The following is a 22,784-nucleotide window of genomic DNA, read 5'->3' as shown; positions in this document are numbered from 1 at the left end:
GTCGGCCCGTGAAAACGAGTTCAGCCGTTCCTGTCCGAGGTGTCCGCGCCCTTCGCGACGGCGCGCGCTGACAACGTTGTCGCGTTCCGCCTTCGCGTTTTCCGATCGGAGTCACCCCACCCCGGACAAAGGAGTCGCCGATGCGAACTCGAAGAAAGCTGACCGCGATCGTCGCCGCGCTCGCGGCGGTCGCGGCGACGGCCGTGTGGGGCGGCGCCACCCCCGCCGCCGCCTCCGGTCCCGCGCTCCTGCCGTTGTCCATCACCAACAACACCGGCCGCGGCGACGCCGTCTACCTGTACGTGCTGGGCGTCAACCTCAGCACCGGCCGGCTCGGGTACGTCAACGCCGGCGGCACCTTCACCGCGTGGAGCCCCGGCGGCAACCCCCCGACCCCGGCGCCCGACGTCTCCATCGCCGGGCCGGGCAACGGCGGCAGCACGACGATCCAGGTGCCGCGCAACATCTCCGGCCGCGTGTACTTCTCGATGGGCCAGCGCCTGAACTTCTACCTCACGCCCGACGGCCTGGTCCAGCCGGCGCCGTGGGCCGGCGGCGACTCGAACCGCGACATCCTGTTCGACTGGAGCGAGTTCACCTACAACGACGCCGGTCTCTGGCTGAACAGTTCCCAGGTGGACATGTTCGCCATCCCGCACACGGTGAGCGTCACGACCGGGGCCGGCGCGGTGAACTCGACCGGCACGCTCGTCGCGAACGGCCGGGACAACGTCATCAACGGCATCAAGGGCCAGTCCGGCTGGGGCGGTTCCGTCTACACCCGCTCCGACGGCACGGTCCTGCGCGTCCTCGCGCCCGGCAAGGCGGCCGACGCGGGTCAGCTCAGCAGCACCTACCTCGACCCGTACATCACCTCCGCGTGGAACGCCTACACCGGCAAGACGCTGACCGTCGTGCCGTTCGGGGACCAGCCGAACACCAAGTACTTCGGCCGCACCTCCGGCAACGTCATGAACTTCACGAACAGCGCCGGGCAGCAGGTGGCGTCGTTCCAGAAGCCGTCCTCCGCCAACGTCTGGGGTTGTGACGGCGCGCTGGCCGCCCCGAACGACCAGGTCGTCGGCCCGATCTCGCGGACGCTGTGCGCCGCGCTCAACCGCGGCACGCTGGGCACGATCGACACCCAGCCGAGCACCAACGCCGGCGACTTCTACAAGAACAGCCCGACCAACCAGTACGCGCGGCTGGTGCACGCGAACATGGCCGACGGCAAGGCCTACGCGTTCGCCTTCGACGACGTCGGCAACTTCGAGTCCCTGGTGAACGACGGCAGCCCCCGGGCCGCGGGCATCACGCTGAACAGCTTCACCGGCGGCGGCGGGACGACCCCGCCCCCGACGTCGGGCAACCGGCTCATCAGCAACTGGAACGGCAAGTGCATCGACGTGCCGAGCCAGAACTTCGCCGACGGCGTCCACCTCCAGACCTGGGGGTGCAACAACACCGTGGCCCAGAACTGGACCTTCACCGGCGGCACGCTGAAGACGCAGAACAACATGTGCATGGACGTCGCCTGGGGCGGCACGGCGAACGGGGCGGTCATCCAGATCGCCACGTGCAGCGGCAACGCCGCCCAGCAGTTCGTCCTGAGCGCGGCGGGCGACCTCGTCAACCCGCAGGCCAACAAGTGCGTGGACATCCAGGGCTGGAACGGCAACGACGGAGCGGCCCTCGCGCTGTGGGACTGCACCGGCGGAGCGAACCAGAAGTGGCACCAGGGCTGACCCGGTGACGACCGTGGTGGCCCCGGCGTGCCGGGGTCACCACGGTTCCGCAGCCCTGAAGCGTCAGCCGGCCATCAGCACCAGCCGTTCGCGCACCCCGCCCGCCTCCAGCAGGCGGTGCGCCTCGGCCGCGTCCGCCATCGGCAGCTCGCGGTGCGCACGCAGCCGCAGCTTTCCCTTGGCCAGCAACGTCATCACCTCTTCCAGAGCAGCCGGCGCCTTCGCCGCGTCCGGGCCCGACAGGCGGACGCCGAAGTCACCGGCGGCCGGGTCGGAGAGGGTGACGACCCGGCCCGGGTCACCCGTCAGCTCGACCGCGTCGGCCAGCACGCCCTTGCCCGCCGCGTCCAGGACGGCGTCGACCTCGCCCAGCTCCCGCACCCGCGTGGTGACGCCGGGGCCGTACCGGACCGGCGTCGCGCCCAGCTCCAGCGCCAGGGCTTCGTCGTGGGCGCCGACCACGCTGAGCACCTTGATCCCGCGGGCCACCGCCAGCTGCGTGGCGACGACGCCGACCGCGCCACCGCCGCCGAACACCAGCAGCGTGCCGCCGGCGGGCACGGCCAGCTCGTTCAGCGTGCGGACGGCGGCCTCGGCCGAGCTGGGCAGCGCCGCCGCGTCGGCCCACGAGACCGACGCGGGCTTCGGCGTCCAGATCGACGCGAGGACGTGCTCGGCGTAACCGCCCAGGTCGAGCAGGAAGGCCGCCACCTCGTCGCCGACGGCCACGCCGGTCGTCCCCGGCCCGAGCGCGTCGACCGTCCCGGCCACCTCGAAGCCCAGCACCGGGACCGCCGGCAGCGCGAACGCCTTGAGCAGGCCCGAGCGCAGCGGCAGGTCCGTCGGGCTGATCCCGGCCGCCGCCACCTCGATCCGGATCTGCCCCGGGCCCGGCTCCGGCGTCGCCACCGGCGACCAGCGCAGCACCTCGGGCCCTCCGAATCCGGTCATGACCACCGCGTTCGACATGTCCGCTCCTTCCACCGCATTACGTGACATGTCATGCAAGCGAGGAGGGGCCGCGGCTATTCCCCCAGCGTCCGCGGAGCCGGCAGGGTCCCGTGGTCGAGGACGTTCTCGTAGACCCGCTCCAGCGCTTCGGTGAGCGGTGTCAGCAGGTGCTCGGGCAGGCCGCCGAAGAACAGGCGCTTGACGAGGTCGACGTGCCCGGGCGCCGCGGCCGCCAGCGCGTCCCGCCCCCGCGACGTCAGGAAGACCTCGGTCACGCGCCGGTCGCCGGGACTCGCGCCGCTGTCGACCAGGCCGCGGTTCCCCATCCGCTTGGCCTGGTGCGACAGCCGGCTGCGCTCCCAGCCGAGCAGTGCGGCCAGCGCGGTGATCGGCATCCGGGCATCGGGTGCGTTCCCCAGCGCGGTGAGGACGTCGTAGTCGGCGAGCGAGAGGTCGTCGTCCGCCTGCAGCTGCCGGTTGATCTCGTAGGTGAGGCGCAGCTGGAGCCGGACGAAAGCCAGCCACGCGCGGCTCTGCTCCCGGTCGAGCCAGCGGTCATCCGTCACGCCCGCAGATTACATGACACGTCACCCACCGCCGTCCGCCGCGAGCGCCCTGCGTAGAGTCCGAAGCCGTGCCCGACGCCGATCCGCCCGCCGCCCTCCTCCCGGACGTGCTCGCCGACGGCCTGCGGGTGGTGTTCGTCGGCATCAACCCCGGCGGCGGCTCGGTGGCGGCCGGGCACAGTTTTCACAGCGCGGGCAACCGGTTCTGGCCCGCCCTGTACCGCTCCGGGTTCACACCGAGGCTGCTGCGCGCGGAAGAGGAACGGCTCCTGCTGGGCTGGGGCATGGGCATCACGAGCATCGTGCGCCGCCCCACGGCCCGCGCCTCGCAGCTGTCCCGCGCGGAATTCGTCGCCGGCGGGCAGGACCTGGCCGAGCGGATCGCGGCGATCCGCCCGCAGTGGCTGGCGATGCTGGGCGTGACGGGCTACCGGGCGGCTTTCGGCGCTCCGAAAGCCCAGCTCGGCCCGCAGCCGGAACCGATCGGCGGCGCGCGCGTCTGGATCGTCCCCAACCCCAGCGGCCTCAACGCGCACTACCCGCCCGTGGCGCTCGCCGCGGAGTTCGCCAAGATGCGCGCGGCCGTCGGCCTGCCCGACCGCTCCGGCGTCCTCGACGAAAGCCCGTCCCGGATGTAACCCCGCCCGGCCGGTCCTCTTCGGGCGGAAGATCCCGTATGGGTGATCAATCGCGCCACGAGGGCCGACACGCGGGGCCGGCGGGCGCGGGCCTGGTTAGGTCTGGCCCCGGGCGGCCCGGGCGGGCCGCCCTTCTTCGGGAAGGGAACGGGCCGGGAACTCATGGCCGATCGGACATCGGTGCTCATCGTCGGCGCGGGGCCGGCCGGGCTGGTGCTGGGCAACCTGCTGCGCGCCGCCGGGATCGACACGCTCGTCCTCGAACGCGGCGGCCGGGACCAGGTGCAGGCCCGGGCGCGGGCCGGGTTCCTCGGCGCCAACAGCGCGCGGGTGCTGACCGAGCACGGCCTCGGCTCCGGGATGCTGCGCGACGGCAGCACCCACGGCACGTGCGCCTTCCGCGACGAAGGCGGCGAGTTCGAGCTGCGGTACGACCGGCTCGGCCGCGGCGAGCAGCACACCGTCTACCCGCAGCACCGGCTCGTCACCGACCTCGTCGAGGAGTACCTCGCCCGCGGCGGCGAACTGCGCTTCGGCGTGACCGTCACGGACGTCGACGCCGAGACCGCGACCGTCGGGTTCCGCGACGAGCACGGGAAAACCGGGCAGGTGAACGCCCGGTTCCTCGCGGGCTGCGACGGCAGCAACGGCGCCACCCGCAAGGCCGTCCCGGCGCCGGCGCACTGCGCGCGTGACCACGGCATCTCCTGGCTGGCCGTGCTCGCCGAGGCGCCCCAGAGCATGCCGGCGGTCACCTACGCCCTGCACGAGCGCGGGTTCGCCGGGCACATGGCGCGCAGCCCCACGGTGACGCGCTACTACCTCCAGGTCCCGCCCGGCGACGACGCCGCGGCCTGGACCGACGAGCGGATCTGGGCCGAGCTGGCCGTCCGGATGCGCACCGGCGAGTTCGGCGCGCTGCGCCAGGGACCCGTCACCGAACGCCGGATCGTGCGCCTGCGCTCCGACGTCGTCGACCCGCTGCGGCACGGCCGGCTGTTCCTCGCCGGCGACGCCGCCAGCCTGATCAGCCCGTCGGCCGCCAAGGGTGCCAACCTGGCGATCATGGCGGCCGAGGTGCTGGCCGCCGCGCTCACCGACGCGCTGCTGCGCGACGACGAGCAGGCCTTGGCCGCTTACTCGCGCACCTGCCTGCCCCGCATCTGGCGGGCGCAGGAGTTCTCCCACTGGATGATCGGCCTCCTCCACGACCGGACGGGCGCCGGGTCCTTCGGGTCCGCGCTCCGCCGGACCCGGCTCGACAACCTGCGTGATTCCCGCGCGCACCAAGACTTCTTCGCCGAGAACTACGTCGGCATCTGATCACCAGGAGTGCCCATGACCGCGACGCTCGTCCCCACGCTCGCCCCGGAGGACCTCGCCCGCCTCACCGCGGCGCGGGACCTCGTCCGGGCCGTCGACACCGCCTCGGTGCTCGCGGCGGCCCTACCTTCGCTGCCTGCCGCCGAGCGTGCCGCGCTGGCGGCGCACGCGCCCTTCTCCCACGTCGGGCTGCTCGTCTTCCCGGCCACGCTGGACGGGCTCGGTGCGGAACTGGCCCGCCACGGCCTCGAAACCGGGCTGATGAGCCACAGCGTCGTCGTCCGGGAGCGGCTCGCCCGCCGCTACGGCGTGCCCGCCGACGACCTGACGGTCGGCATCCTGCGCGCCCCGGTGACCGACCGCGCCGGCCGGCCGTGCGCGCTGGAGATCTTCGTCCTCGTCACGCCGCCGGACCTGGCCCACATCGCCGCCGACGAACGCCGCCACGGCCGGGAAGACCACTTCGCGCTCGCCGTGCCCCGGGCCGACCCGATCGTCCTCAGTGGACTGTGCGCGGCGATCGCCGGGCAGCTGCGCCCGGACGGCGGGGGTTACAACGGCCACGAAGACGCCACCGTGCTCTACTTCCGCGACGCGCACCACCCCGCGCCGGCCTACCGGCGGCTGGAACTCCTGTGCACGGGCGAGTTCCCGCGGGTGCTCGCCGCGCACCAGCGCGCGTCCGAGCCCGGCACGGAACTGCTCGGGCTGCTGACCGGCGCCTGGGCCACCCAAGCCGTCGCCACGGCCGTCGAGCTGCGCCTGCCGGACCACCTGGCCACGACCGCCGGCCTCGACGCGCTGGCCACCGCGACCGGCACCGACCGCGAGAGCCTGGGCCGGCTCCTGCGGTACCTGGCCACCCTCGGCGTCGTCCGCGCGACGCCCGCGGGGCACGTGCTCACCGACGTCGGAGCGCTGCTGCGAACGGACGTCGAAGGGGGCATGAGCGCGATCGCTCTGATGTACGGCGGCCCGTTCTACCGCTCCTTCGCCGCGCTCACCGACGCCGTCCGCACCGGCGAAGAGTCGTTCGCGAAGGTCTTCGGCGCGCACCACTTCGCCCACCTGGCCGCGAATCCCGAGCTGGCGGACCTGTTCCACCGGTCGATGGCGGCCAGCAACGCGATGTTCGCCGAGCTCACCCGCGTCGTCGACCTCTCGGCCGTCGGCGTCGTCGTCGACGTGGCCGGCGGCAACGGCGCGCTGCTGTCCCGCGTCCTCGACGCCCACCCGGCGGTCACCGGCGTGCTGATGGACCGCCCGGAAGCCCTGGCCGTCGCCGGCCCGGCGCTGGCGAAGCACGCGACGCGCTGCACCCTCGTGCCCGGCGACTTCACGAAAGCCGTTCCCGGTGACGGCGACGTCTACCTGCTGTCCCGCGTGCTGCACGACTGGGACGACGAGCGGTGCCACACGATCCTCACGACCTGCGCCGCCGGCATGCCCGCGGGCGCCGAACTCCTGATCGTCGAGCGCCTGCTGCCCGAGGAGGACGGGACGGCGTCGCTGGCGGTGCCGTGGGACATCCACATGCTGTGCAACGTCGGCGGCCGCGAACGCACCGAGTCCCACTACCGCGCGCTGCTGGCCGGCGCGGGCTTCGACCTGGCCGACGTCCGCCCGCTGGCGCTGGACGCGTACGTCCTGCGCGCGGTCCGGACGAGCTAGTGTCGCGCGTCGTAAGTCCCCTGACGGCCAGGAGGCCAGTCCAGGGTCGCCCTTGAAGCTCACTTTCCCAGCCGGGCCGCGATGTTTCCGGGAGCGTCCCGGCCCCCAAACGCCCCAATGTGGCGTTGGGTGCGTCCAACGCACCCAATGTGGCGTTCGGTGCGTCCAACGCACCCAACGCCACATTGGGGCGCATCGCCCGGACCCGTCAACGAACCTCAGACGCGCGACACTAGGCCCACCGGCCGCCGCCCGGTTGCGGGGCGGTGGCCGGTGGGTCGTGGCCTCAGCCGCAGTGTTCGGTGCGCTCCTGGTCGGTCATCGCCGCCGTGTGCTGCGTGATGTCGCCGGTGGAGCCGGGCACCGGGCCGTCCGCGTCGAAGTCCTGGTACCAGATGTAGTGGTCGTAGAACCGGTCACCGAAGTGCATCTCGTAGGTGCCGTGCACCCGCTGCAGCTTCGGCGCGCGCTCCACCCAGCCCTTCTCCCCCGGCCGGACGTCGACGTTGGTCGCCTGCCCTTCGGTGTGCGACGACTCCCAGGTGTGCTGGTACGACGTCTCGATGGACACCTTGAACACTTCCGAGAAGCCGTACTCGGCCGAGAGCGACACCCCGAAGCTGTTCGACTCGCCGGTCGTGTCCGACCAGTTCACCGTGCTGCGCTGCAGGTCCTGCGTGCAGTTGTAGGCCGCCTCGCCGACCTGGTGGCCGTCGCCGGTGTGCTCCTCCGGCGGCCCGGCCGGGTGGAACACGCAGGAGTCGGTGCCGTTGCCGCACTTGTCGAGCAGTTCCCGCGGGGTGGGCTGGCCCTCGGCCGAGGCCCCCGGGGCGGTGACGAAGAGTCCGGCGGCGGTCAGCAGGCCGATGCCCGCCGCCGTCAGTGCCGTGCGCTTGCCGGTCATGGTCGGCATTCCTTTCGTCGGACGATCAGCTGAAACCGATGGACTGGGTGCGGTTGTCCATGTAGGACCCGATGTTGCCGTTGTTCTCCTTGAACGGGCCGTCCCGGTCACCGCCGAGATTCGGTTCCGGGTAGAGCCAGAGCCAGCAGTCACCCCACGGCTGCACGGACGTGATCCGGTTCTTCCAGTCGTCGCCGAGGTCGAACTGCCAGTTCACCCAGCCGTCCTTCTTGCACAGCTCGGGTCCGGTGATCGTCAGCGAATCGCCGGTGTAGTCCGCGCCGTCGAAGAACGTGCCCTGGATGACGTCGCCCTGCGGCTGCGCGGCGAGCTCCGAGCGCAGCGTCAGATCACGTGCCGCCGCACGCGCGTCGGCCGGCGCCGTGGTGATCGCGCCTTGCGAGGCATAGGAAATCACCTGTTGGTAGTCGGTAAAGCACTGCTGTGTACCGGTTTCCGAGTTCAGCACGCAGTGCCGTGCGACGTCGGCGGCACCCGCCGGAGCGGCACTCACCACCGCCGCCGTCGTCGCGGCCGCGGCCGTCGCGGCGATTCTCTTCCAGTTGTTCGTCATGGCGATTCCTTTCCCCGATTCCGGTGCCGTGATATGCCCGGAATATGCGTGATGTCGATGATTTCGACGTTAGCGCAGGGTGATCCACGTCGCGCCCGCGCTGCCCACGGTTACCGCCGGGCTTGCCTCTTAGTCTCCGGCGAATGCCGCAAGGTTGGGCGACGCGATCGAAAGTGTCACAATGACCCGGTGCCGCAGGTCCGCCCGCGGCACGGATCATCGTGTCCACATCGGACTGTGGCGCTACCGCTCGTCGGACCTGGCTTCGGCCAGCCGCTCCTGGACGCGGGCGTGGCGGAACTGGTAGACCCCGCCCGCCTGCCTCAGCACGCCGCGGCGGTGGGCGTCGTCGAGGAAGTGCATCAGGCGCCACGGGAGGCGGCCGGTCGCGGCGAGCCAGGCGTGGTGGACGAAGTAGTTGCCCCACGCTCGTGTCACCAGGACGGCCAGGCCGATGCCGCCACCGAAGCACACGCCGACCACGAACGGCAGGACCGGGTTCGTCGCCGCCGGGAACACCTGGCCGCCGGCGATCGCGCCCGCGAGGCCGTAGCACACGGCCGCGACGCCGCGGGCCATGAACCAGCCGAACAACGCGCCCGCCAGCCCGCCGGCGACGCCCAGCGCCACGTCGTAGCGGCCGCCCAGCACCGGCAGGAACCGCGTCTGCGCGGTGAACGCGAACGCCATCCCGTCGAACAGCCCCAGCGACACCAGGAACGAGACGGACAACGCGATCGCGCCGGTCCGCTCGTTGCGCAGGATCATCCGCGGGCTCGACACGCGGCTGGCGTCGACCGGTTTCGCGAGCCACACGTGCACCGCGAACACCAGCCCGAACACGAGCGCCAGGAAGACGACCAGGCCGGTGGCCAGCGACCAGCCCAGCCCGAGCAGGACACCCACGACGGCCCCGATCGCGAACCGGCCGGCGAACTTGCGGGTGGCCCCGGCGAAGCGCAGTTCGGTGCGCAGTGGTTCCGGCGGACGCGCGAAGCGGTGGGTCAAGTAGCCGGCGCCACCGAACGAAAGGGCGTAGATCGCCGCCAGCGCCGGGCCGTCGTCGACCCAGCCGGTGACGACGAACAACACCGCGATCAGCAGCCCGACCAGGCCCGAGCGCGTCCCGGCCGGCACCGCCCGGTACAGCCGCCACCAGGCCAGGTCACGGCTGCGCGTCTGCTCGAGGTGCCGGGCCAGGAACCCCAGCCAGCGCTCCGCCTGCGCCGTGGTGTACCGCCCGGACGGGCTGGTCTTCGGGTTGCGCCCCGGCGGCTGCGGCACCCGGGCGTAGGCGTTGGGGACGAACGAGTCGAGCAGCTGCCCTTCGAGGACGGCCGCGTCGTCCGCGCCGAGCAGCTCGGCGGGATCCGCGCCGAGCCGGCCGTAGCCGATCCGCGCGAGGTCGACCATCAACGGCGTCCGCAGCACCCGGGCCAGTGCCGCGTCCGGCTCCCGGCGCAGCCGGTCGGCCACCGGGAGCCAGCGGTCCTGGCCGGCGCCCGCCCGCGCGGACAGGTAGGTGATCGCCTCCTGCCGGGCCACGGGTTCGAGCCGCACGACGGTGGCGGCGCCCAGGACCGCGCCGGACTCGCGCGTGACCTGCTCGTACTCGGCCGAGCGGCAGGTCAGCACCAGCGAGCGGCCCCGGGCCATGGTCTGGTCCAGCGCGTCGAGCGCCGCGACGCGCAGGTCGGGCGGCATCTCGTCGAGGCCGTCGAGGACCGGGACGACGTGGCCGCCGAGGACGAGCCGGGTGGGCGCGCCGGGCCCGTACTCCCCGGCGGTGAGCAGGGCCGGGTGGTTGTCGGCGAGCCGGTCGGCCAGCCACCGGTCGAGGTGTTCCCGCCGCGGGTCCCAGGAGGCCAGCGACAGCAGGACCGGGACCGGGGTACCCGGAGCGCGGGTACGCAGCAGCTCCAGCGTCAGCATCAGGGCGAGCACGGACTTGCCGGACCCGGGATCGCCCAGCACGACCAGCTGCGGCACCGGCAGCGCGGTGTACGTCCCGGCGATGTCGTCGAGGTCGCCCCGCAGCGCGGGCTTTCCCGGCCGGGCGGCGGCCGACCAGCGCAGGGCGATGGGCTGCGGCCGGTGCAGCGACCGCAGCTCGGCTTCCGCGCGCCACTGCCACGTGACGGCTTCGGCCAGCTCGGTGACCGCCCGGCCGAGGTGGCGATCCGGCGTGGCCGCCGCCTCGGGGGCGACGTCGGCCGGGGCGCTGGGCGTGGCCTCGGTCAGGATCTGCTCGTGGAGCCGTCGCAGACCGGGGTTCGGGTCGACGCCCAGCTCGTCGGCCAGCCGCCGGCGCAGGCCGTGGAACAACGTCGAGGCTTCGGCGTAGCGGCCCTCCTTCGCGAGGGCGCGCATCAGGAGCAGGTGGGACAGCTCGCGCATCGGGTGCTCGCCGCAGAACTCGGTCAGCTCGCGCACGACCTCACCCGTCTCGCCGAGCCGCAGCTGCCAGTCGGCGCACAGCTCCACGGCGTCGAAACGCTGTTCGTCGAGTGCCGCGGCCCGGCCGGCCAGCGCGGACGTCCGCAGCCCGTCGAGCGCCGGGCCCCGCCACAGGGCGAGCGCGTCGCGGATCTCCTTGACGGCGTCGGCGAGCTTCGCCTGCCCGGCGAGCCCCCGGGCCACCGTGACGTGACGGCGGAAGCGCAGCGAGTCGAGATCGTCGATCCCGGTCTGCAGGCGGTAGCCGGGGCCGTCGGTGACGATCATCCCGCCGGTCTCGCCGAGCCGGCCGCGCAGCGCGGAGACGCAGTTGCGCACCTGCTTCACGGCCGTCGCGGGCGGCTCGTCCTCCCAGAGCGCGTCGATCAGGCGCTCCACCGGGACGACGGCGTTGGGGTTGAGCAGAAGGGTGGCGAGCGCGCGCTGTTCACGCGGGCTCGCCAACGTGACCCGATCCCCGTGCACCCGCGCTTCCAGTGTCCCGAGAACACGGAACCTCATCGTTTCCCCCCTCGTCCTCCAGGCTAGCGCCCGGCGTCCGGACCTCGAAACGCGCTGGTGGCGCGCGGGATGCCGGCGCGAGGACGAAACGAGGACGGCGTCCGGAACCCTGGAGGCCCGGTGACCGAGGGGGTTGCCGGGGCGACCCGGTGGTGGGCGTGGCACTGGGGGTGGCGCCCACCACCGGCCGTCGTGACGATCAGGAGGCGACGGAGTCGATCAGCCGGTTGAACCGGAGCCGCGAGGCACGTTCGACCCCGGCGAGGATCCCGGCGCCGCCCATGGCGATCTTCGCCCACGTCGGCAGGTGGATCGGCGAGGTGAACGCGCCGACGTGCTCGGCGACGAGCGGGATCCGGGTGAGGGCCTCCGCGCCGTGGAGCAGGCTGACGGCGAGCGCGACCAGGAGGACGACGAGGGACACGGCCCCGACGACGGCGCTGGCGCGCGGGTAGCGCTGCCCGAACCGCGCCCGCAGTCCTTCTTGGGACCGCCGGTGCGGCCGCAGCGCGTGCTCGGTGCCGTCGTCGGCCACGAACCGCAGGCGCTTCAGGCCGAACGCGCTGGTGGCGACCTCGATCACCCCGCCGGGCACCGGGAAGGTCGCCGGCAGGTTGGAGCGCGCGACCTGGACGCCGTCCCGGTACAGCGCGGCCGGGCTCTTCCCGGCGCCCCTTTCGTGCTGTCGCCGGCTCTTCGCATCGGCGAGGTACCGGACGTCGACCGCGTACGCGTGGCTGTCGGCGAGGTCGAGGAAGAACAGCGACCGGGAGAAGAGCTGCCAGGGACGGTAGTCGCGAAGCGCGCTCCCGTCCCCGGGCCGCACCCTGCCGAGCCGAAAGCGCCGTCCGAGCTTCTTGGCCGTCGAAGTCATGCCTCGATTCCAGCCGTCCTCGCGGCCGGCCGGCAGTGTCACCACGTCACGACACCGCCGTGACATTCATGAAGGCAGTTCCACCTCGAGGCCCATGATCCGGGCGGTGTGCCGACGGCGGATCCAGCGGCGGGCGGTCGTCGTCTCGGGCAGTTCGTCGGCGAACGCCTTGCGCTGGGCCGCGGTCGCCGCGCGCCAGCGCAGGGTCAGCGCCGGGCGGACCGGCGGCACCCAGCCCCGCGCCGGCTCGTGGGCCGCGGCGAGCCGGGTCTCGTAGCCGGCCGCCGGGCGGTAGCCGAGCTCCAGGTCGATCAGCGGCTCGGCGCCGCCGGCGTGGTGGTGGCACCGCGAGAGCATCCGCGCGATCTCCTCCAGTGTGATCTTCAGCGCCGTGGGCACCTGGTCCTGCCAGCGGCCGGGGTGCGGGGCGGCCGGCTCGCCCGCCGGCACGACGATGACGGCCCGGACCGCCGTCCCGGCCAGCTCGACGCGGATCCGGCGGCCACCCGCGTCGGCGAAGAACCGCGGCACCCGGCCGGCCACCCCGGTGCCGGACCACGTCCGCACCCACTGCGTCACGCCGCCGGGCGGGTGTTCCGACAGCACGAACGTGAACTCCAGGTCTTCGCCGGCGAGGCTCATCCGCACCGGGAACAGGGGCCCGAGGTCGTCCATGAACGCCGAGCCGATGACGAGCGCGGCGCTGGAACCGCCGGTCAACGCCGCCTCCTCCCCCGGTGGCCGCGCGGCCGCCTATACCTGCAGGTCCGCTTCGATGCGCTTGAGGTAGTGCCGGGCCAGCGCCAGGTTCGCCCGCTCCCGGTCCAGCACCAGGTACAGGAACAGGGATTCGCGCGACGACACGGTGTTCAGCAGCCGGATCAGGTGGTACTGGCGGTGCAGCGTGATCAGGATGTCCTCGATGTTGTCGTTGAGCGCGAGCGAGGACATCACCCGCAGCTTCGCCCGCACGACCTCGGTGTTGCCGGCCGCGGCGACCTCCAGGTCCAGCCATTCGCCGCTGCCGCTCGTGCCGAGTGACATCCCGCTTTCGTAGTCGACCAGCGCGACGCCGACGGCGCCGGCGATCGACATGGCTTCCTTCAGTGCGGTGTCGATGTTCGTCATGACGTCACTTCCTTCTGTGAAATGGTGGTCGACGGCCTCGCGGTCCCGGTGGGCGCCGTGCTTCATGCGGCCAGGATCGAGCTGATCCGCTCGATGACGGGCCGGCACTCGAACAGGAGCCGCCCGACGTTGAGTCCCTTGTCCCCCAGCACGACCATCAGCGCCAGCCGGCCGATGGCGTAGACGGCCATGTAGCCCTCGCTGCTGAACACCACGGTCTGGTGCAGCGTGCCCTGCCCGGTGATCTGCGCGGCCTGGCGCGCGATCCCGAGGTCGGCGGCCGCGAGGGCGGAGATCTTCGCCGGGTCGACGGTGTCGGCCGCGTCGGCGAGAATCGGTATCCCGTCGACCGCGGCCAGCACGGTGTCGGTCACCCCGGCGACGTTTTCGCGCAAATTCCGCAGTTCGCCGGCCAATGCGTCGAAGTCCACAGTGCGTTCTTTCTTCCGAAATGGCAGAAGATCCGGGCGATCAGCCATTCGGATCGCTCTTCCGACGGCAGACCATACCGTCGGCACCACTTTTCGCCTATCGACTCCGGAAGACCCCGACGAGAGTTACACGATCGAGTGAATCGACTGCCGGTTTCGTAACAACGGCGATTTCGACCGGATCGATTGCCGTCGATTGATCACGCGCACGGTGAATCGGTGGTTTCAAACTCCCGGGAACCGGCCGTGAAGAGCCGAAATGCCGCCCGCGGGATCGCGGAAACAAACCACGACCACGGGCGGCACCCCGGTTTTCGAAACCGTCACTCAAGGCGACGGGTCAGCACCTTGCTCCATTGAGCCCATCAGAGGATGCAGAGCAACGAACACGCCGTCGCCGAGGACCACTCCGATTGTGTCGGCGGCGTCCCGGGCGGGACGTTCACCGGCACGTAACTCGCCTTCGCGCGGTTGGTGAGCGGGAACAGGCTCAGCAGCGCGTACGTCGAGCAGTACACCTGCTTGGACGTTCCGGCCGCCAGCGTGAACGGACCCGTCTGGCACGACGGCTCCACGCTGTCCACCACCTGGCCGGCCGTGATGCCGACCGGACCCTGGTTCGTCACCGTGATCCGCCAGTACGCCGTCGCGTTCAGCAGGCCCAGGAGACCGACCGGGGCCTGCTTGGCCCACGGTCCCACCCCGCCGGGTCCACACTTCGACGCCGTCGCCGAGGCGCAGATCTCTTTCTGCACCACCACCTTCGGCGTGCACGCGGCGCCCGGCGCGACCGGGAGCGTCACCGTGTTGGAGGTGAACGCGCCCGTCGTGTCGGTGCCGGTGGCCGTGTTCGCCACCGACGTCACCGCGCAGTCCGCCGCGATCTTCGTCGAGAAGCACAGCTGCGGCGCGTCGCCCGCGTAGTCGACGACCAGCTGCGGCTGGTTGCCGCCGCCGAAGTCGGCCGCGCTGGTGAGCACCAGCGACGTCGTCACCGTGATCGACGGGTGCGCTGCGGCCGAGACGCCGGTGAGGTCGACGGAGCCGTCCGGGGCGAAGCCGGGCGTCGGGACGACCGTGCCGCTCTGGTCGACGACGGTGACCCGCGACGCGGCCAGGTCCACATTGGACGGTGTGATGCCGGTCAGCCGCGCGGCCGTGTAGCCCTGGACGTGCCCGGTGCCGCCGTCGCAGTAGAAGTCACCGGGTTTCAGCGTCACCTGCCCGCCGGACCGGACGCACGGCGTGGCGCCGGTCGCCGGGTCCATCGAGAACAGCACACCCGCGTCACCCAGGCCGATGAGGCAGCCCGTGGGCGGGTCGTAGGTGTAGCCGTAGTCCCGCGTGTTGCCGCCGTTGGCCGCCGGGTGCGTGATCGGGCCGGACAGGCCCGCGCACGCGGCGCCGGTCGTCCAGTCGTGGCACAGCGCCGCCCCGGCGAACCCGCCGTTCCAGATCGCGAGGTAGCTGCGCAGGTGGCCGGCCGAGTCGGTGACCACCTCCGGGTTGAAGACCCACACCCCGGCCGGCAGCGCCGCCGCGACCGGCGGCGCCGGGAGCGCCGAGCCGTCCAGCGCGAAGCAGGTGGTGACCTCCGTGGCGCCGTTCGTCGTCGAGCACGCGCCCACGGGGACACTCGCCGTGCTGAAGAAGGTGTAGGCGTTGTAGGTGTAGTTCCCGGGCGGGCCGGTCGGTTTCGACGCCGCCCAGCCGGCGCACGCCGTCGCCGTCGCGGGGTCGAAGCAGCCCAGCGCGGGCCGGCCGACGCCGGGGACGGAGGACGACGCGAACACCTTGCCCGCCACGACGGTCATCGAGCCGTAGATGTGGGCGAGGGTGTTTCCCGGCTGGTTGTTGCTGGGCGGCACGATCGGCGCGTACGGCTGGCCGCCGCACGCGCTCTTCGTGGCGATGGTCCAGCAGACGACCGCGCCGGTGCTCACGACGCCGTACAGGTTGCCGCCGCTCTCCACGAGACCCGCGATGCTGTTGACGGCGGACGGGGAGCCGCCGGTCGCGGTCAGCGGCCAGTACCCGCAGTTCGCCGCGGCGGCCAGGTCGAGGCAGCCGACCCCGACCGACGTGGCCGTCAGGGCCGGGTAGTAGACCTGCGCGGGCGCGGCCGGGTTGCGGACGTACTGCGGGGTCAGGGTGCTGGCGATGTCGCCGGTGGCGCCGCTGCCGAGCGGGCCGGGCGTGGTGTTGAGCGGCTTCGGCCACGGGCCACCCGGGCAGCGCTGGCCGGTGCCGACGTCGGTGCACACCAGCTTCGGGTTGGTGGTGTTGACGTGGTGGAAGACGTTCCACGCCTGCAGCGTGCCGTCGGGCGTGCGGTTCAGCAGCGGGGTGAAACCGTCACCGCCGGTCGCCGTCGTGACCGCCTGCACGGGCGGGGTGAGGTTGCCGGTCAACGCGGTCGCGTCCGCACCGGAGCGTGGGTTCGTCGCGCGCACGGCCGTCACGCCGGAGGCGGGTTCGGTGCCCGTGAAAGCGCTTCCGTCGGTGGACCACGACGGCGTCCAGCCGGGCGGCGCGTGCAGGGAGCCGCTCTGGTAGGCCTGTCCCGCGGCGACGGCGTCGGTGATGGTCGCGGGGCCGGTGGTGCTCGCGCGGTCGTCGTAGCCGACGACCCAGTTCGCGGTGGCGCCGTGGTCCGCCGGGGATCCGGTGCCCTGCACCGATTTGGTCAGTCCCGAAAGAGGCGGGGCGGCGGCGGCCGCCGTCGCGGGCAGGGGGAAGGCGGCGGCCATGAGCACGAGGGGCAGGGTGGCCGCCCCCAGGCGGCGCGCACGCATGCGTCTTCGCATGAACGTTCCTCGATTCTTTTCCGATTTTCCGGGCCGGAGGAAAATCGTATGCCGCGCGGGGAAACCGTTGAAGGGACGACACCCGGGCGCCGACCGGGCCGACTCCTTCGGCGCAATTCGTGACCGCGGCGAAATGGTGGACACCCGCTCCGGCGATGACCGTTTCGCTTTACCGTCACCTGGACGCCGGTACGTCGTCACTCGTCCGAGTTACGCCCGAATTGTCCGGCAGGCTAGAGTGGGGGCCATGACTACCGGGACGGCCTCGCGCCACACACGGAACGGTTACCCGGTGCTCTTCTGAGCGCCGCGCGGGCGCCGCCCCCGTCGGGTCGATCACAGCTCCACCCATCGACCACGACAGGAGAAGCCATGCCCAGCACCACCCTGCGGATTCCCACCCCGGACGGCCAGGCCGACGCCTTCGCCGCCTTCCCCGGCGACGGCGAGCGGCACCCGGGTGTGCTGCTCTACACCGACGCCTTCGGCCTGCGGCCCGAACTGGAGAGCAAGGCCCGCGAGCTGGCCGGGCACGGGTACTACGTGCTCGTCCCCCACCTCTACTACCGCCACGGCCCGGCGCCGGTGATCGAACTGCCCGAGCACATCGGCGAAGAGGTCCGGCCCGCGATCATCGCCCGGCTGATGCCGCTGCTCGAGGAGCACACCACCGAGCGGATCCTGCGCGACGCCGACGCCTACCTCGGGTTCCTCGCCGCTCAGCCCGAAGTCGCCGCCGGGCCGGCCGCGGTGCTGGGCTACTGCATCGGCGGTGCCCTGGCGCTGCGGACCGCGGCGGCGTTCCCCGCCCGGGTGGCCGCGGTCGCCGGGTTCCACCCGGGCTTCCTCGTCACCGACGCGCCCGACAGCCCGCACCGCCTGCTCTCGGACCTCACCGCCGAGGTCCACCTCGGGCTGTCCGAGAACGACATGCGGCCCGAGGCCGTCGACCAGCTCAACGAGGCCCTGGCCGCCACCGGCGTCGGCTACGCCACCGAGATCTACCCCGGCAGCGTCCACGGCTTCACGATGTCGGACACCGACGCCTTCAACCCGGTGGCGCTGCAACGCCACTGGGACCGCCTGCTCCCCCTCCTGCACCGCACCCTGGCCGGCGGCTGATCAAGGCTTGAGCACGATCTTGCCGTGGGTGTGCCCCCGCTCCAGCTCGCGGAAGGCGTCCCGGACGCGCTCCAGGGGGTAGGTCCGGGCGATCGTCACCTCGAGCTCGCCGCGCGCGGCGAGCCGGGCCAGTTCGCCGACGACGACCGCGCAGGCCGCCGCGCCCTCCCCGGCGGTGCGCGCGCCGACCCGGGCCGCGGCCGGCCAGTCGCGGATCGTGTCGATCCGCTCGGGCCGCACGCCCAGCTCGACGGCCAGGTCGACGTAGCCGTCGCCGGCCGTGTCGATGAACGCGTCGACCTGCCCACCGGCGACCTGCCGGATCCGGTCGGCCACGCCGTCGCCGTACGCGACCGGGATGACGCCGTGGCCGCTCAGCCAGGCGTGGTTCGGCGCGCTCGCCAGCCCGATCACGGTGGCGCCGCGGCGGCGCGCGAGCTGCACGGCCAGGGACCCGACCCCGCCCGCCGCGCCGGACACGACGACCGTGTCGGCCGGTCCGGGGTCGACGGTGAACACCGTGGCGTAGGCGGTCGTGCCCGCCACGTACAGCGACCCGGCGACGTCCCAGGGCAGCCCCTTCGGCCGCGGGGTCAGCCGCACGTCGTCGACGGCGACGTACTCCGCGTGGCTCGCCCGGTCGTGGGTGAAGCCGAGGACCTCGTCGCCCACCGCGAACCCGCGCACCTCCGGCCCGGCCCGCACGACGACGCCGGCCAGGTCGCTGCCCTGCCCGGACGGGAACGTCGCCGGCCAGCGCCCGTGCCGCGCGCCTTCCCGGATCATCACCTCGCCGGGCTGGATCCCGGCCGCGCGGACCTCGACCAGCACCTGGCCGGGGCCGGGCACCGGGCGCGCCACCTCGTCCACCCGCAGGACGTCGATCCCGCCGTAGGCGTGGAACCGCACCGCTTTCATCGTTTCGCTCACCCCACGACCGTGCCCCGGTTCCGGCGATCCGGGAACGGAGCGGTCCACCTAGGACCGGCGGTCCGATGATGCGGCCGGCGAACGGTGCTATCCATGGACACATGGGAATGCACCGCGGCGAGCTCGCCGACTTCCTGCGCCGGTCCCGGGAGCGGCTGACCCCGCGCGACGTCGGGCTGGTCGAGGGGCCGCGGCGGCGGACGCCGGGGCTGCGCCGCGAGGAGGTCGCGGTGCTCGCCGGGATGTCGGCCGACTACTACATGCGGCTCGAGCAGGCGCGCAGCCCGCAGCCGTCGGACCAGCTGCTGGCCGCGCTGACGCGGGCGCTGCGGCTGACCGCCGACGAGCGGGACCACCTCTACCTGCTCGCCGGGCACCGGCCGCCGGAGGGCGCGCGGGCAGGGGAGTACCTGCGGCCGAGCCTGCTGTACCTGCTCGACCGGCTGGACGGCGTCCCGGTCCAGGTGCTGAGCGACCTGGGCGACCTGCTGGCGCAGAACGACCTGGCGCTGGCGTTGTTCGGGTGCGTGTGCACGGTGGCCCCGGAGGACCGCAACGTCGTCCTGCGCTGGTTCACCGAGCCGGCCGTCCGCGATCACTTCACGGCCGAAGAGCACGAGGAACACGGCCGGGAGCTGGTCGCCGACCTGCGTGCCGCGGTCGCCCGCCGCGGCGACGACGAGGCGTCACGCGCGCTGGTCGCCCGGCTGCGCGCGGCCAGTGCCGAGTTCACGGCGTTGTGGGACCGGCACGAGGTCGCGGTGCGCCGCGCCCACCGGTACCGGCTGCGCCACCCCGAGCTCGGCGCCATCGAGTTCGACTGCGAGCTGCTGGCGACGCCCGCGGCGGACCAGCGGCTGCGGGTCTTCACCCCGCCGCCCGGCGGCACCGACGCCCTGGACGTGCTGCGTGTGCTGGGCCCGCAGCACCGCTGTGCGGAGGAGCCGGCCTGAGCGGATCAGCCCAGCGCGTCCAGGCCGTCCTGCCAGCGTTGCCGCCGCTGCGCGGAATCCTGCTCCCACCAGGGCGTGCCACGTTCACCGAGCGCGACCTTGGCGGTGTGCACGCGAGACCGGGCCTCGCGTTCGGCGTCGACGTCCTGGCCGCGGCGGGCCGTGCCGACGTCCCGGCGGGCCCGCATCAGCAGGCTGCGCAACCGGGCCGCGTCTTCCTCCGGGATCTCCGGATCGGTGGCCCGCCACCGCCGTCCGTCGACGACGATGAAGCGCCCGTCCGGCGTCCGCTCCGGCTCAGCCATCGACGCGCCGGATCCGGATCGGTCCCCGCCACTCGCCGTCCGGATCGAGCGACCGGCTGCCTTGGGTGAGCCGCACCTCACCGGCCCGGGCGAGTTCACGCGCCAGCTCCCGGGCCCGCGGCAGCAACGGCCGCCAGTCGTCGGCGACGGCCCGCGCCGCGTCGGACGGACAGGTGCTGCTGCCCGCACCGCGCCCGATGGCCAGCCCGAGCATCGCGGCGCGCAGCTGGTCGTCCGGCGCGTCGGCGGTCAGGGCGACCCGGGCCTGGTCCGCACCGGGGCCGCCACCGTCCCGGGCCCGTTCGAGTTCGCGCCGCGGATCGCTCATCACGCCAGCATCGCACCGCTCGCCTGGCCCTGCCGGGTTCGCGCCGCGGAACCCGCGATCGGTCCGCACTCGGCGGCGCGGCGTCCCGGGCGAATCCTGTTGCCCGGCAAAGACTCCCGGCTGAGGTAGGGTCGCCGCCGTGACGCGAGCCCCGGATGCGGAGCGGCCGACCGGCGGCCGGCGTGGACCGGCGCCCACCGGGCGGCCCACCATGCGCGATGTCGCTTCGGCCGCGTCGGTGAGCGTCAAGACGGTGTCGCGGGTGGTGCACAACTACCCGTTCATCAGCGACGACGTGCGCGGGCGCGTCCAGGCCGAGATCCGCCGGCTCGGGTTCCGGCCCAACAGCAACGCCGTCGGCCTGAGGCGGACCGACCGGCCTGCCGGCGGCATCGGCGTGCTCACCGCGGACCTGGCCGACCCGTTCTACGCCGGGATGCTCAGCGCGATCGAGCAGGTCAGCACGGCGCGGTCGTTCACCACCCTCGTCGCCGGCTCCGACGAGGATCCCGCGCGCGAACGCGGGCTGCTCGGCACGTTCGTCGAGCGCCGCCTCGACGGGCTCATCGTGGTTTCGGCCGACCGCCGGCACGACCACCTGCGTCCGGAACTGGACGTCGGCACGCGGATCGTGTTCGCCGACCGCCCGCCGCAGCGGCTGCCGGTGGACTGCGTGCTGGCCGCGCACGCCGAGGGCGCCGGCCAGGCCGTCGCGCACCTGCTCGGGCAGGGCCACCGCGCGATCGCCTACGTCGGCCACTCCCCCGTGATCCACACGGCCCGGGAGCGGCTGCGCGGCTTCCGCGCGACGCTGGCCGAGGCGGGTCTCGAACCCCACGCGGTCCGCACGGACGCCGTCGACGCCCCGGCCGCCCACCGGGCCGCCGCCGAGCTGCTGGCCGCACCCGACGCCCCCACGGCGTTGTTCGCCGACAACCCACGTCTCGTCGGCGGGGTGGCCCGGGCCATCGCCGAGTCGAGCGCGCCGCGGACGGCACTGGTCGCGTTCGACGACTCGGAGCTGGCCCAGGTGCTGGGCGTGACGGTGGTGGCCCAGGACCCCCGCGAGCTGGGCAAAAGGGCGGCCGAGCTGCTGTTCGCCCGCCTGGACGGCGACCGTTCACGGCCACGGCGGGTGGTCCTGCCGACGACGCTCGTACAGCGTGGGTCGGGCGAGGGCCGGGGTGTCGCGTTGCGCTCCACCGGGCGCTGAGCCAACGCTCAAGCGAACCCGCGGCCGATTCGGAAACCCGCACCGGACAGCGGTTCTGTCCAGTCCTGGCCATTGACAACGCTGACAACGCCGTCCGAGACTGGGCCGCGTTGCCAACGTTGTCAACCAGCACGTCGGCGCCCGCCCCACCCGACCTTCGAGGGAGCCCTCCGTGGCCGTCTTCCGCCGCCAGGTCCCGTTCGCCGTCCGTCGCCGAAGTCGAACCGCTCGGTCACCGCTGACCACCCGAGGAGCGACCATGAAGTTCCGCCGCACCCTGGCGCTGTCCGCCGCCGTCACCGCGTCCCTCGCCCTCGCCGGACCCGCCGCCGCGACGAACCGTCCACTCCGGATTCTCGGCGCCACAGCCGACACCGCGCTCACCCAGCGCTGGCAGGACTTCGGCCGCCGTCCCGGCGTCGGCTGGGCCGCGGCCGACGGCACCTACTCGACGCGGCTGCCGTCCGGACTGGACGTCTGGCTGTACAACGACACGTTCTTCGGGCCCGTGCGCGCCGACGACAGCCTGCCGGAGTCCTCGCCGTTCACGCACAACTCGGCCGTACTGTCCACACCGGACGCGAAGCACCTGCTCACCACGATCGCGCCCGGACCGCCGGGGCACCCGAAGTCCTTGGTCGGCCCGACGCCGAACAGCCCGGGCGAGCCGAACGACTACTGGTACTGGAACGGCGACGGCATCGTCGACGGGGGCAAGCTGCGGGTCATCGAGTTCGAGCAGGCGCCGACCGACGACCCGCCGCCGTTCAACTTCGCCTGGACGAAGACCAAGCTCGCGACGCTCGACCCGTACACGTTCCGGCTGGAGAAGCTCACCGACGTGGCGTCGGCCGGCAACGTCCAGTGGGGCACCGAGCTGACGCGCGACGGCGCGTGGACCTACATCTACGGCGTCGAGGGCGAAGGCTTCACGAAGTACCTGCACGTCGCCCGCGCGCCGATCGGCCGGCTCGACGGGCCGTGGCAGTTCCGGACCGCGACGGGCTGGTCGGCCGACCCGGCGGCGTCGGCGCGGCTGCTCGGCAACGTCGGCAGCTCCTTCGGCGTCACGCCGGTGGGCGGCGAATACCTGCTGACGACGTTCGGCTCGGGCCTGGAAAGCACCATCCACGCCTACCACGCGACGAGCCCGGTCGGGCCGTTCACCGGCGGCGAGACGATCTACACCGCGCCCGAGGCCGGGAACGGGCGCTACACCTACAACGTCGCGGCGCACCCCGAGATCAGCCGGCCCGGGGATCTCGTCATCTCCTACAACACCAACAGCGAGAAGCTGGCCGACCTCTACGCGAACATCGACAACAACCGCCCGCGGTTCGTCGATCTCAAGCTCTCCCGTTAG

General features: G+C 72.9%; 21 protein-coding genes. 8 read left to right on the top strand and 13 right to left on the bottom strand.

Annotated features, from left to right (window positions below; all coding sequences use genetic code 11):
* Positions 1-140: 140 nt before the first annotated feature.
* On the top strand, positions 141-1,745 hold the full coding sequence (locus tag MUY22_RS29825; RefSeq protein ID WP_247050039.1) for a beta-1,3-glucanase family protein: 1,605 nt from the start codon (positions 141-143) through the stop codon (positions 1,743-1,745).
* 63 nt (positions 1,746-1,808) lie between these two features.
* Here the strand turns inward: MUY22_RS29825 and MUY22_RS29820 are convergent, their stop codons facing one another.
* The gene (locus MUY22_RS29820) at positions 1,809-2,714 is read right to left on the bottom strand and encodes an NADP-dependent oxidoreductase (RefSeq protein ID WP_247050037.1); all 906 of its coding nucleotides are present in this window, start codon (positions 2,712-2,714) and stop codon (positions 1,809-1,811) included.
* Positions 2,715-2,770: 56 nt separating this feature from the next.
* A complete protein-coding gene (locus MUY22_RS29815; protein WP_247050035.1) occupies positions 2,771-3,262 on the bottom strand; it encodes a MarR family winged helix-turn-helix transcriptional regulator in 492 nt (163 codons plus the stop codon).
* A gap of 68 nt (positions 3,263-3,330) precedes the next feature.
* On the opposite strand from MUY22_RS29815, the gene mug reads away from it, so the two are divergent.
* The 3 genes from mug (at position 3,331) to MUY22_RS29800 (ending at position 6,894) form a co-directional block, all read left to right on the top strand.
* The gene (gene mug, locus MUY22_RS29810) at positions 3,331-3,900 is read left to right on the top strand and encodes a G/U mismatch-specific DNA glycosylase (RefSeq protein WP_247050034.1); all 570 of its coding nucleotides are present in this window, start codon (positions 3,331-3,333) and stop codon (positions 3,898-3,900) included.
* 162 nt (positions 3,901-4,062) lie between these two features.
* Positions 4,063-5,223 (top strand): 4-hydroxybenzoate 3-monooxygenase, encoded by a 1,161-nt coding sequence (locus tag MUY22_RS29805; protein WP_247050032.1) that lies wholly within the window; start codon positions 4,063-4,065, stop codon positions 5,221-5,223.
* 15 nt (positions 5,224-5,238) lie between these two features.
* Positions 5,239-6,894: an acetylserotonin O-methyltransferase gene (locus tag MUY22_RS29800; RefSeq protein WP_247050030.1), complete on the top strand. Its 1,656-nt coding sequence runs from the start codon at positions 5,239-5,241 to the stop codon at positions 6,892-6,894.
* Between the two features lie 286 nt (positions 6,895-7,180).
* On the opposite strand, the gene MUY22_RS29795 is transcribed toward MUY22_RS29800, so the two are convergent.
* The 8 genes from MUY22_RS29795 to MUY22_RS29760 form a co-directional block, all read right to left on the bottom strand.
* A complete protein-coding gene (locus MUY22_RS29795; RefSeq protein ID WP_247050028.1) occupies positions 7,181-7,798 on the bottom strand; it encodes a hypothetical protein in 618 nt (205 codons plus the stop codon).
* A gap of 25 nt (positions 7,799-7,823) precedes the next feature.
* Entirely contained in the window at positions 7,824-8,372 is a 549-nt protein-coding gene (locus tag MUY22_RS29790; RefSeq protein ID WP_247050026.1) for a hypothetical protein, read from the bottom strand.
* Between the two features lie 243 nt (positions 8,373-8,615).
* Positions 8,616-11,330, bottom strand: a complete 2,715-nt coding sequence (locus MUY22_RS29785) for a BTAD domain-containing putative transcriptional regulator (RefSeq protein ID WP_247050024.1) — start codon at positions 11,328-11,330, stop codon at positions 8,616-8,618.
* A gap of 199 nt (positions 11,331-11,529) precedes the next feature.
* Positions 11,530-12,204: a hypothetical protein gene (locus MUY22_RS29780; protein WP_247050022.1), complete on the bottom strand. Its 675-nt coding sequence runs from the start codon at positions 12,202-12,204 to the stop codon at positions 11,530-11,532.
* A 66-nt stretch (positions 12,205-12,270) separates the two neighbouring features.
* Positions 12,271-12,924 (bottom strand): hypothetical protein, encoded by a 654-nt coding sequence (locus tag MUY22_RS29775; protein WP_247050020.1) that lies wholly within the window; start codon positions 12,922-12,924, stop codon positions 12,271-12,273.
* A gap of 33 nt (positions 12,925-12,957) precedes the next feature.
* Positions 12,958-13,332 carry a hypothetical protein gene (locus MUY22_RS29770; RefSeq protein ID WP_247050018.1) on the bottom strand — a complete coding sequence of 125 codons (375 nt, stop codon included), beginning with the start codon at positions 13,330-13,332 and terminating at the stop codon, positions 12,958-12,960.
* A gap of 62 nt (positions 13,333-13,394) precedes the next feature.
* Positions 13,395-13,763, bottom strand: a complete 369-nt coding sequence (locus tag MUY22_RS29765) for a roadblock/LC7 domain-containing protein (protein ID WP_326948322.1) — start codon at positions 13,761-13,763, stop codon at positions 13,395-13,397.
* A 365-nt stretch (positions 13,764-14,128) separates the two neighbouring features.
* Positions 14,129-16,570 (bottom strand): hypothetical protein, encoded by a 2,442-nt coding sequence (locus MUY22_RS29760; protein ID WP_247050014.1) that lies wholly within the window; start codon positions 16,568-16,570, stop codon positions 14,129-14,131.
* A gap of 372 nt (positions 16,571-16,942) precedes the next feature.
* On the opposite strand from MUY22_RS29760, the gene MUY22_RS29755 reads away from it, so the two are divergent.
* On the top strand, positions 16,943-17,692 hold the full coding sequence (locus MUY22_RS29755) for a dienelactone hydrolase family protein (protein WP_247050012.1): 750 nt from the start codon (positions 16,943-16,945) through the stop codon (positions 17,690-17,692).
* Here the strand turns inward: MUY22_RS29755 and MUY22_RS29750 are convergent, their stop codons facing one another.
* A complete protein-coding gene (locus tag MUY22_RS29750; RefSeq protein WP_247064198.1) occupies positions 17,693-18,610 on the bottom strand; it encodes an NADP-dependent oxidoreductase in 918 nt (305 codons plus the stop codon).
* Between the two features lie 113 nt (positions 18,611-18,723).
* Between MUY22_RS29750 and MUY22_RS29745 the strand changes: the two genes are divergently transcribed.
* On the top strand, positions 18,724-19,575 hold the full coding sequence (locus MUY22_RS29745) for a helix-turn-helix transcriptional regulator (protein ID WP_371827501.1): 852 nt from the start codon (positions 18,724-18,726) through the stop codon (positions 19,573-19,575).
* A 5-nt stretch (positions 19,576-19,580) separates the two neighbouring features.
* Here MUY22_RS29745 and MUY22_RS29740 read toward each other — a convergent pair whose 3' ends face one another.
* The gene (locus tag MUY22_RS29740) at positions 19,581-19,880 is read right to left on the bottom strand and encodes a hypothetical protein (RefSeq protein ID WP_247050010.1); all 300 of its coding nucleotides are present in this window, start codon (positions 19,878-19,880) and stop codon (positions 19,581-19,583) included.
* Positions 19,873-20,208, bottom strand: coding sequence for a DUF3253 domain-containing protein (locus tag MUY22_RS29735; RefSeq protein WP_247050009.1), 336 nt, complete (start codon positions 20,206-20,208; stop codon positions 19,873-19,875). Before MUY22_RS29735 ends, MUY22_RS29740 begins: the two co-directional genes overlap by 8 nt.
* A gap of 211 nt (positions 20,209-20,419) precedes the next feature.
* On the opposite strand from MUY22_RS29735, the gene MUY22_RS29730 reads away from it, so the two are divergent.
* Both MUY22_RS29730 and MUY22_RS29725 read left to right on the top strand, forming a co-directional pair.
* The gene (locus tag MUY22_RS29730) at positions 20,420-21,421 is read left to right on the top strand and encodes a LacI family DNA-binding transcriptional regulator (RefSeq protein ID WP_247050007.1); all 1,002 of its coding nucleotides are present in this window, start codon (positions 20,420-20,422) and stop codon (positions 21,419-21,421) included.
* 259 nt (positions 21,422-21,680) lie between these two features.
* The gene (locus MUY22_RS29725; protein WP_247050006.1) at positions 21,681-22,784 is read left to right on the top strand and encodes a DUF5005 domain-containing protein; all 1,104 of its coding nucleotides are present in this window, start codon (positions 21,681-21,683) and stop codon (positions 22,782-22,784) included.

The organism is Amycolatopsis sp. WQ 127309 (assembly GCF_023023025.1).
GTDB lineage: Bacteria > Actinomycetota > Actinomycetes > Mycobacteriales > Pseudonocardiaceae > Amycolatopsis.
This window is presented reverse-complemented; position numbering and strand designations above follow the sequence as displayed.

What these genes read in the sequence shown, in the direction of transcription:
- MUY22_RS29825 (WP_247050039.1), top strand. Translation starts at nt 141, where the DNA reads ATGCGAACTCGAAGAAAGCTGACCGCGATCGTCGCCGCGCTCGCGGCG.
- MUY22_RS29820 (WP_247050037.1), bottom strand. Translation starts at nt 2,714, where the DNA reads ATGTCGAACGCGGTGGTCATGACCGGATTCGGAGGGCCCGAGGTGCTG.
- MUY22_RS29805 (WP_247050032.1), top strand. Translation starts at nt 4,063, where the DNA reads ATGGCCGATCGGACATCGGTGCTCATCGTCGGCGCGGGGCCGGCCGGG.
- MUY22_RS29800 (WP_247050030.1), top strand. Translation starts at nt 5,239, where the DNA reads ATGACCGCGACGCTCGTCCCCACGCTCGCCCCGGAGGACCTCGCCCGC.
- MUY22_RS29795 (WP_247050028.1), bottom strand. Translation starts at nt 7,798, where the DNA reads ATGACCGGCAAGCGCACGGCACTGACGGCGGCGGGCATCGGCCTGCTG.
- MUY22_RS29790 (WP_247050026.1), bottom strand. Translation starts at nt 8,372, where the DNA reads ATGACGAACAACTGGAAGAGAATCGCCGCGACGGCCGCGGCCGCGACG.
- MUY22_RS29785 (WP_247050024.1), bottom strand. Translation starts at nt 11,330, where the DNA reads ATGAGGTTCCGTGTTCTCGGGACACTGGAAGCGCGGGTGCACGGGGAT.
- MUY22_RS29780 (WP_247050022.1), bottom strand. Translation starts at nt 12,204, where the DNA reads ATGACTTCGACGGCCAAGAAGCTCGGACGGCGCTTTCGGCTCGGCAGG.
- MUY22_RS29770 (WP_247050018.1), bottom strand. Translation starts at nt 13,332, where the DNA reads ATGACGAACATCGACACCGCACTGAAGGAAGCCATGTCGATCGCCGGC.
- MUY22_RS29760 (WP_247050014.1), bottom strand. Translation starts at nt 16,570, where the DNA reads ATGCGAAGACGCATGCGTGCGCGCCGCCTGGGGGCGGCCACCCTGCCC.
- MUY22_RS29755 (WP_247050012.1), top strand. Translation starts at nt 16,943, where the DNA reads ATGCCCAGCACCACCCTGCGGATTCCCACCCCGGACGGCCAGGCCGAC.
- MUY22_RS29750 (WP_247064198.1), bottom strand. Translation starts at nt 18,610, where the DNA reads ATGAAAGCGGTGCGGTTCCACGCCTACGGCGGGATCGACGTCCTGCGG.
- MUY22_RS29745 (WP_371827501.1), top strand. Translation starts at nt 18,724, where the DNA reads ATGGGAATGCACCGCGGCGAGCTCGCCGACTTCCTGCGCCGGTCCCGG.
- MUY22_RS29740 (WP_247050010.1), bottom strand. Translation starts at nt 19,880, where the DNA reads ATGGCTGAGCCGGAGCGGACGCCGGACGGGCGCTTCATCGTCGTCGAC.
- MUY22_RS29735 (WP_247050009.1), bottom strand. Translation starts at nt 20,208, where the DNA reads ATGAGCGATCCGCGGCGCGAACTCGAACGGGCCCGGGACGGTGGCGGC.
- MUY22_RS29730 (WP_247050007.1), top strand. Translation starts at nt 20,420, where the DNA reads ATGCGCGATGTCGCTTCGGCCGCGTCGGTGAGCGTCAAGACGGTGTCG.
- MUY22_RS29725 (WP_247050006.1), top strand. Translation starts at nt 21,681, where the DNA reads ATGAAGTTCCGCCGCACCCTGGCGCTGTCCGCCGCCGTCACCGCGTCC.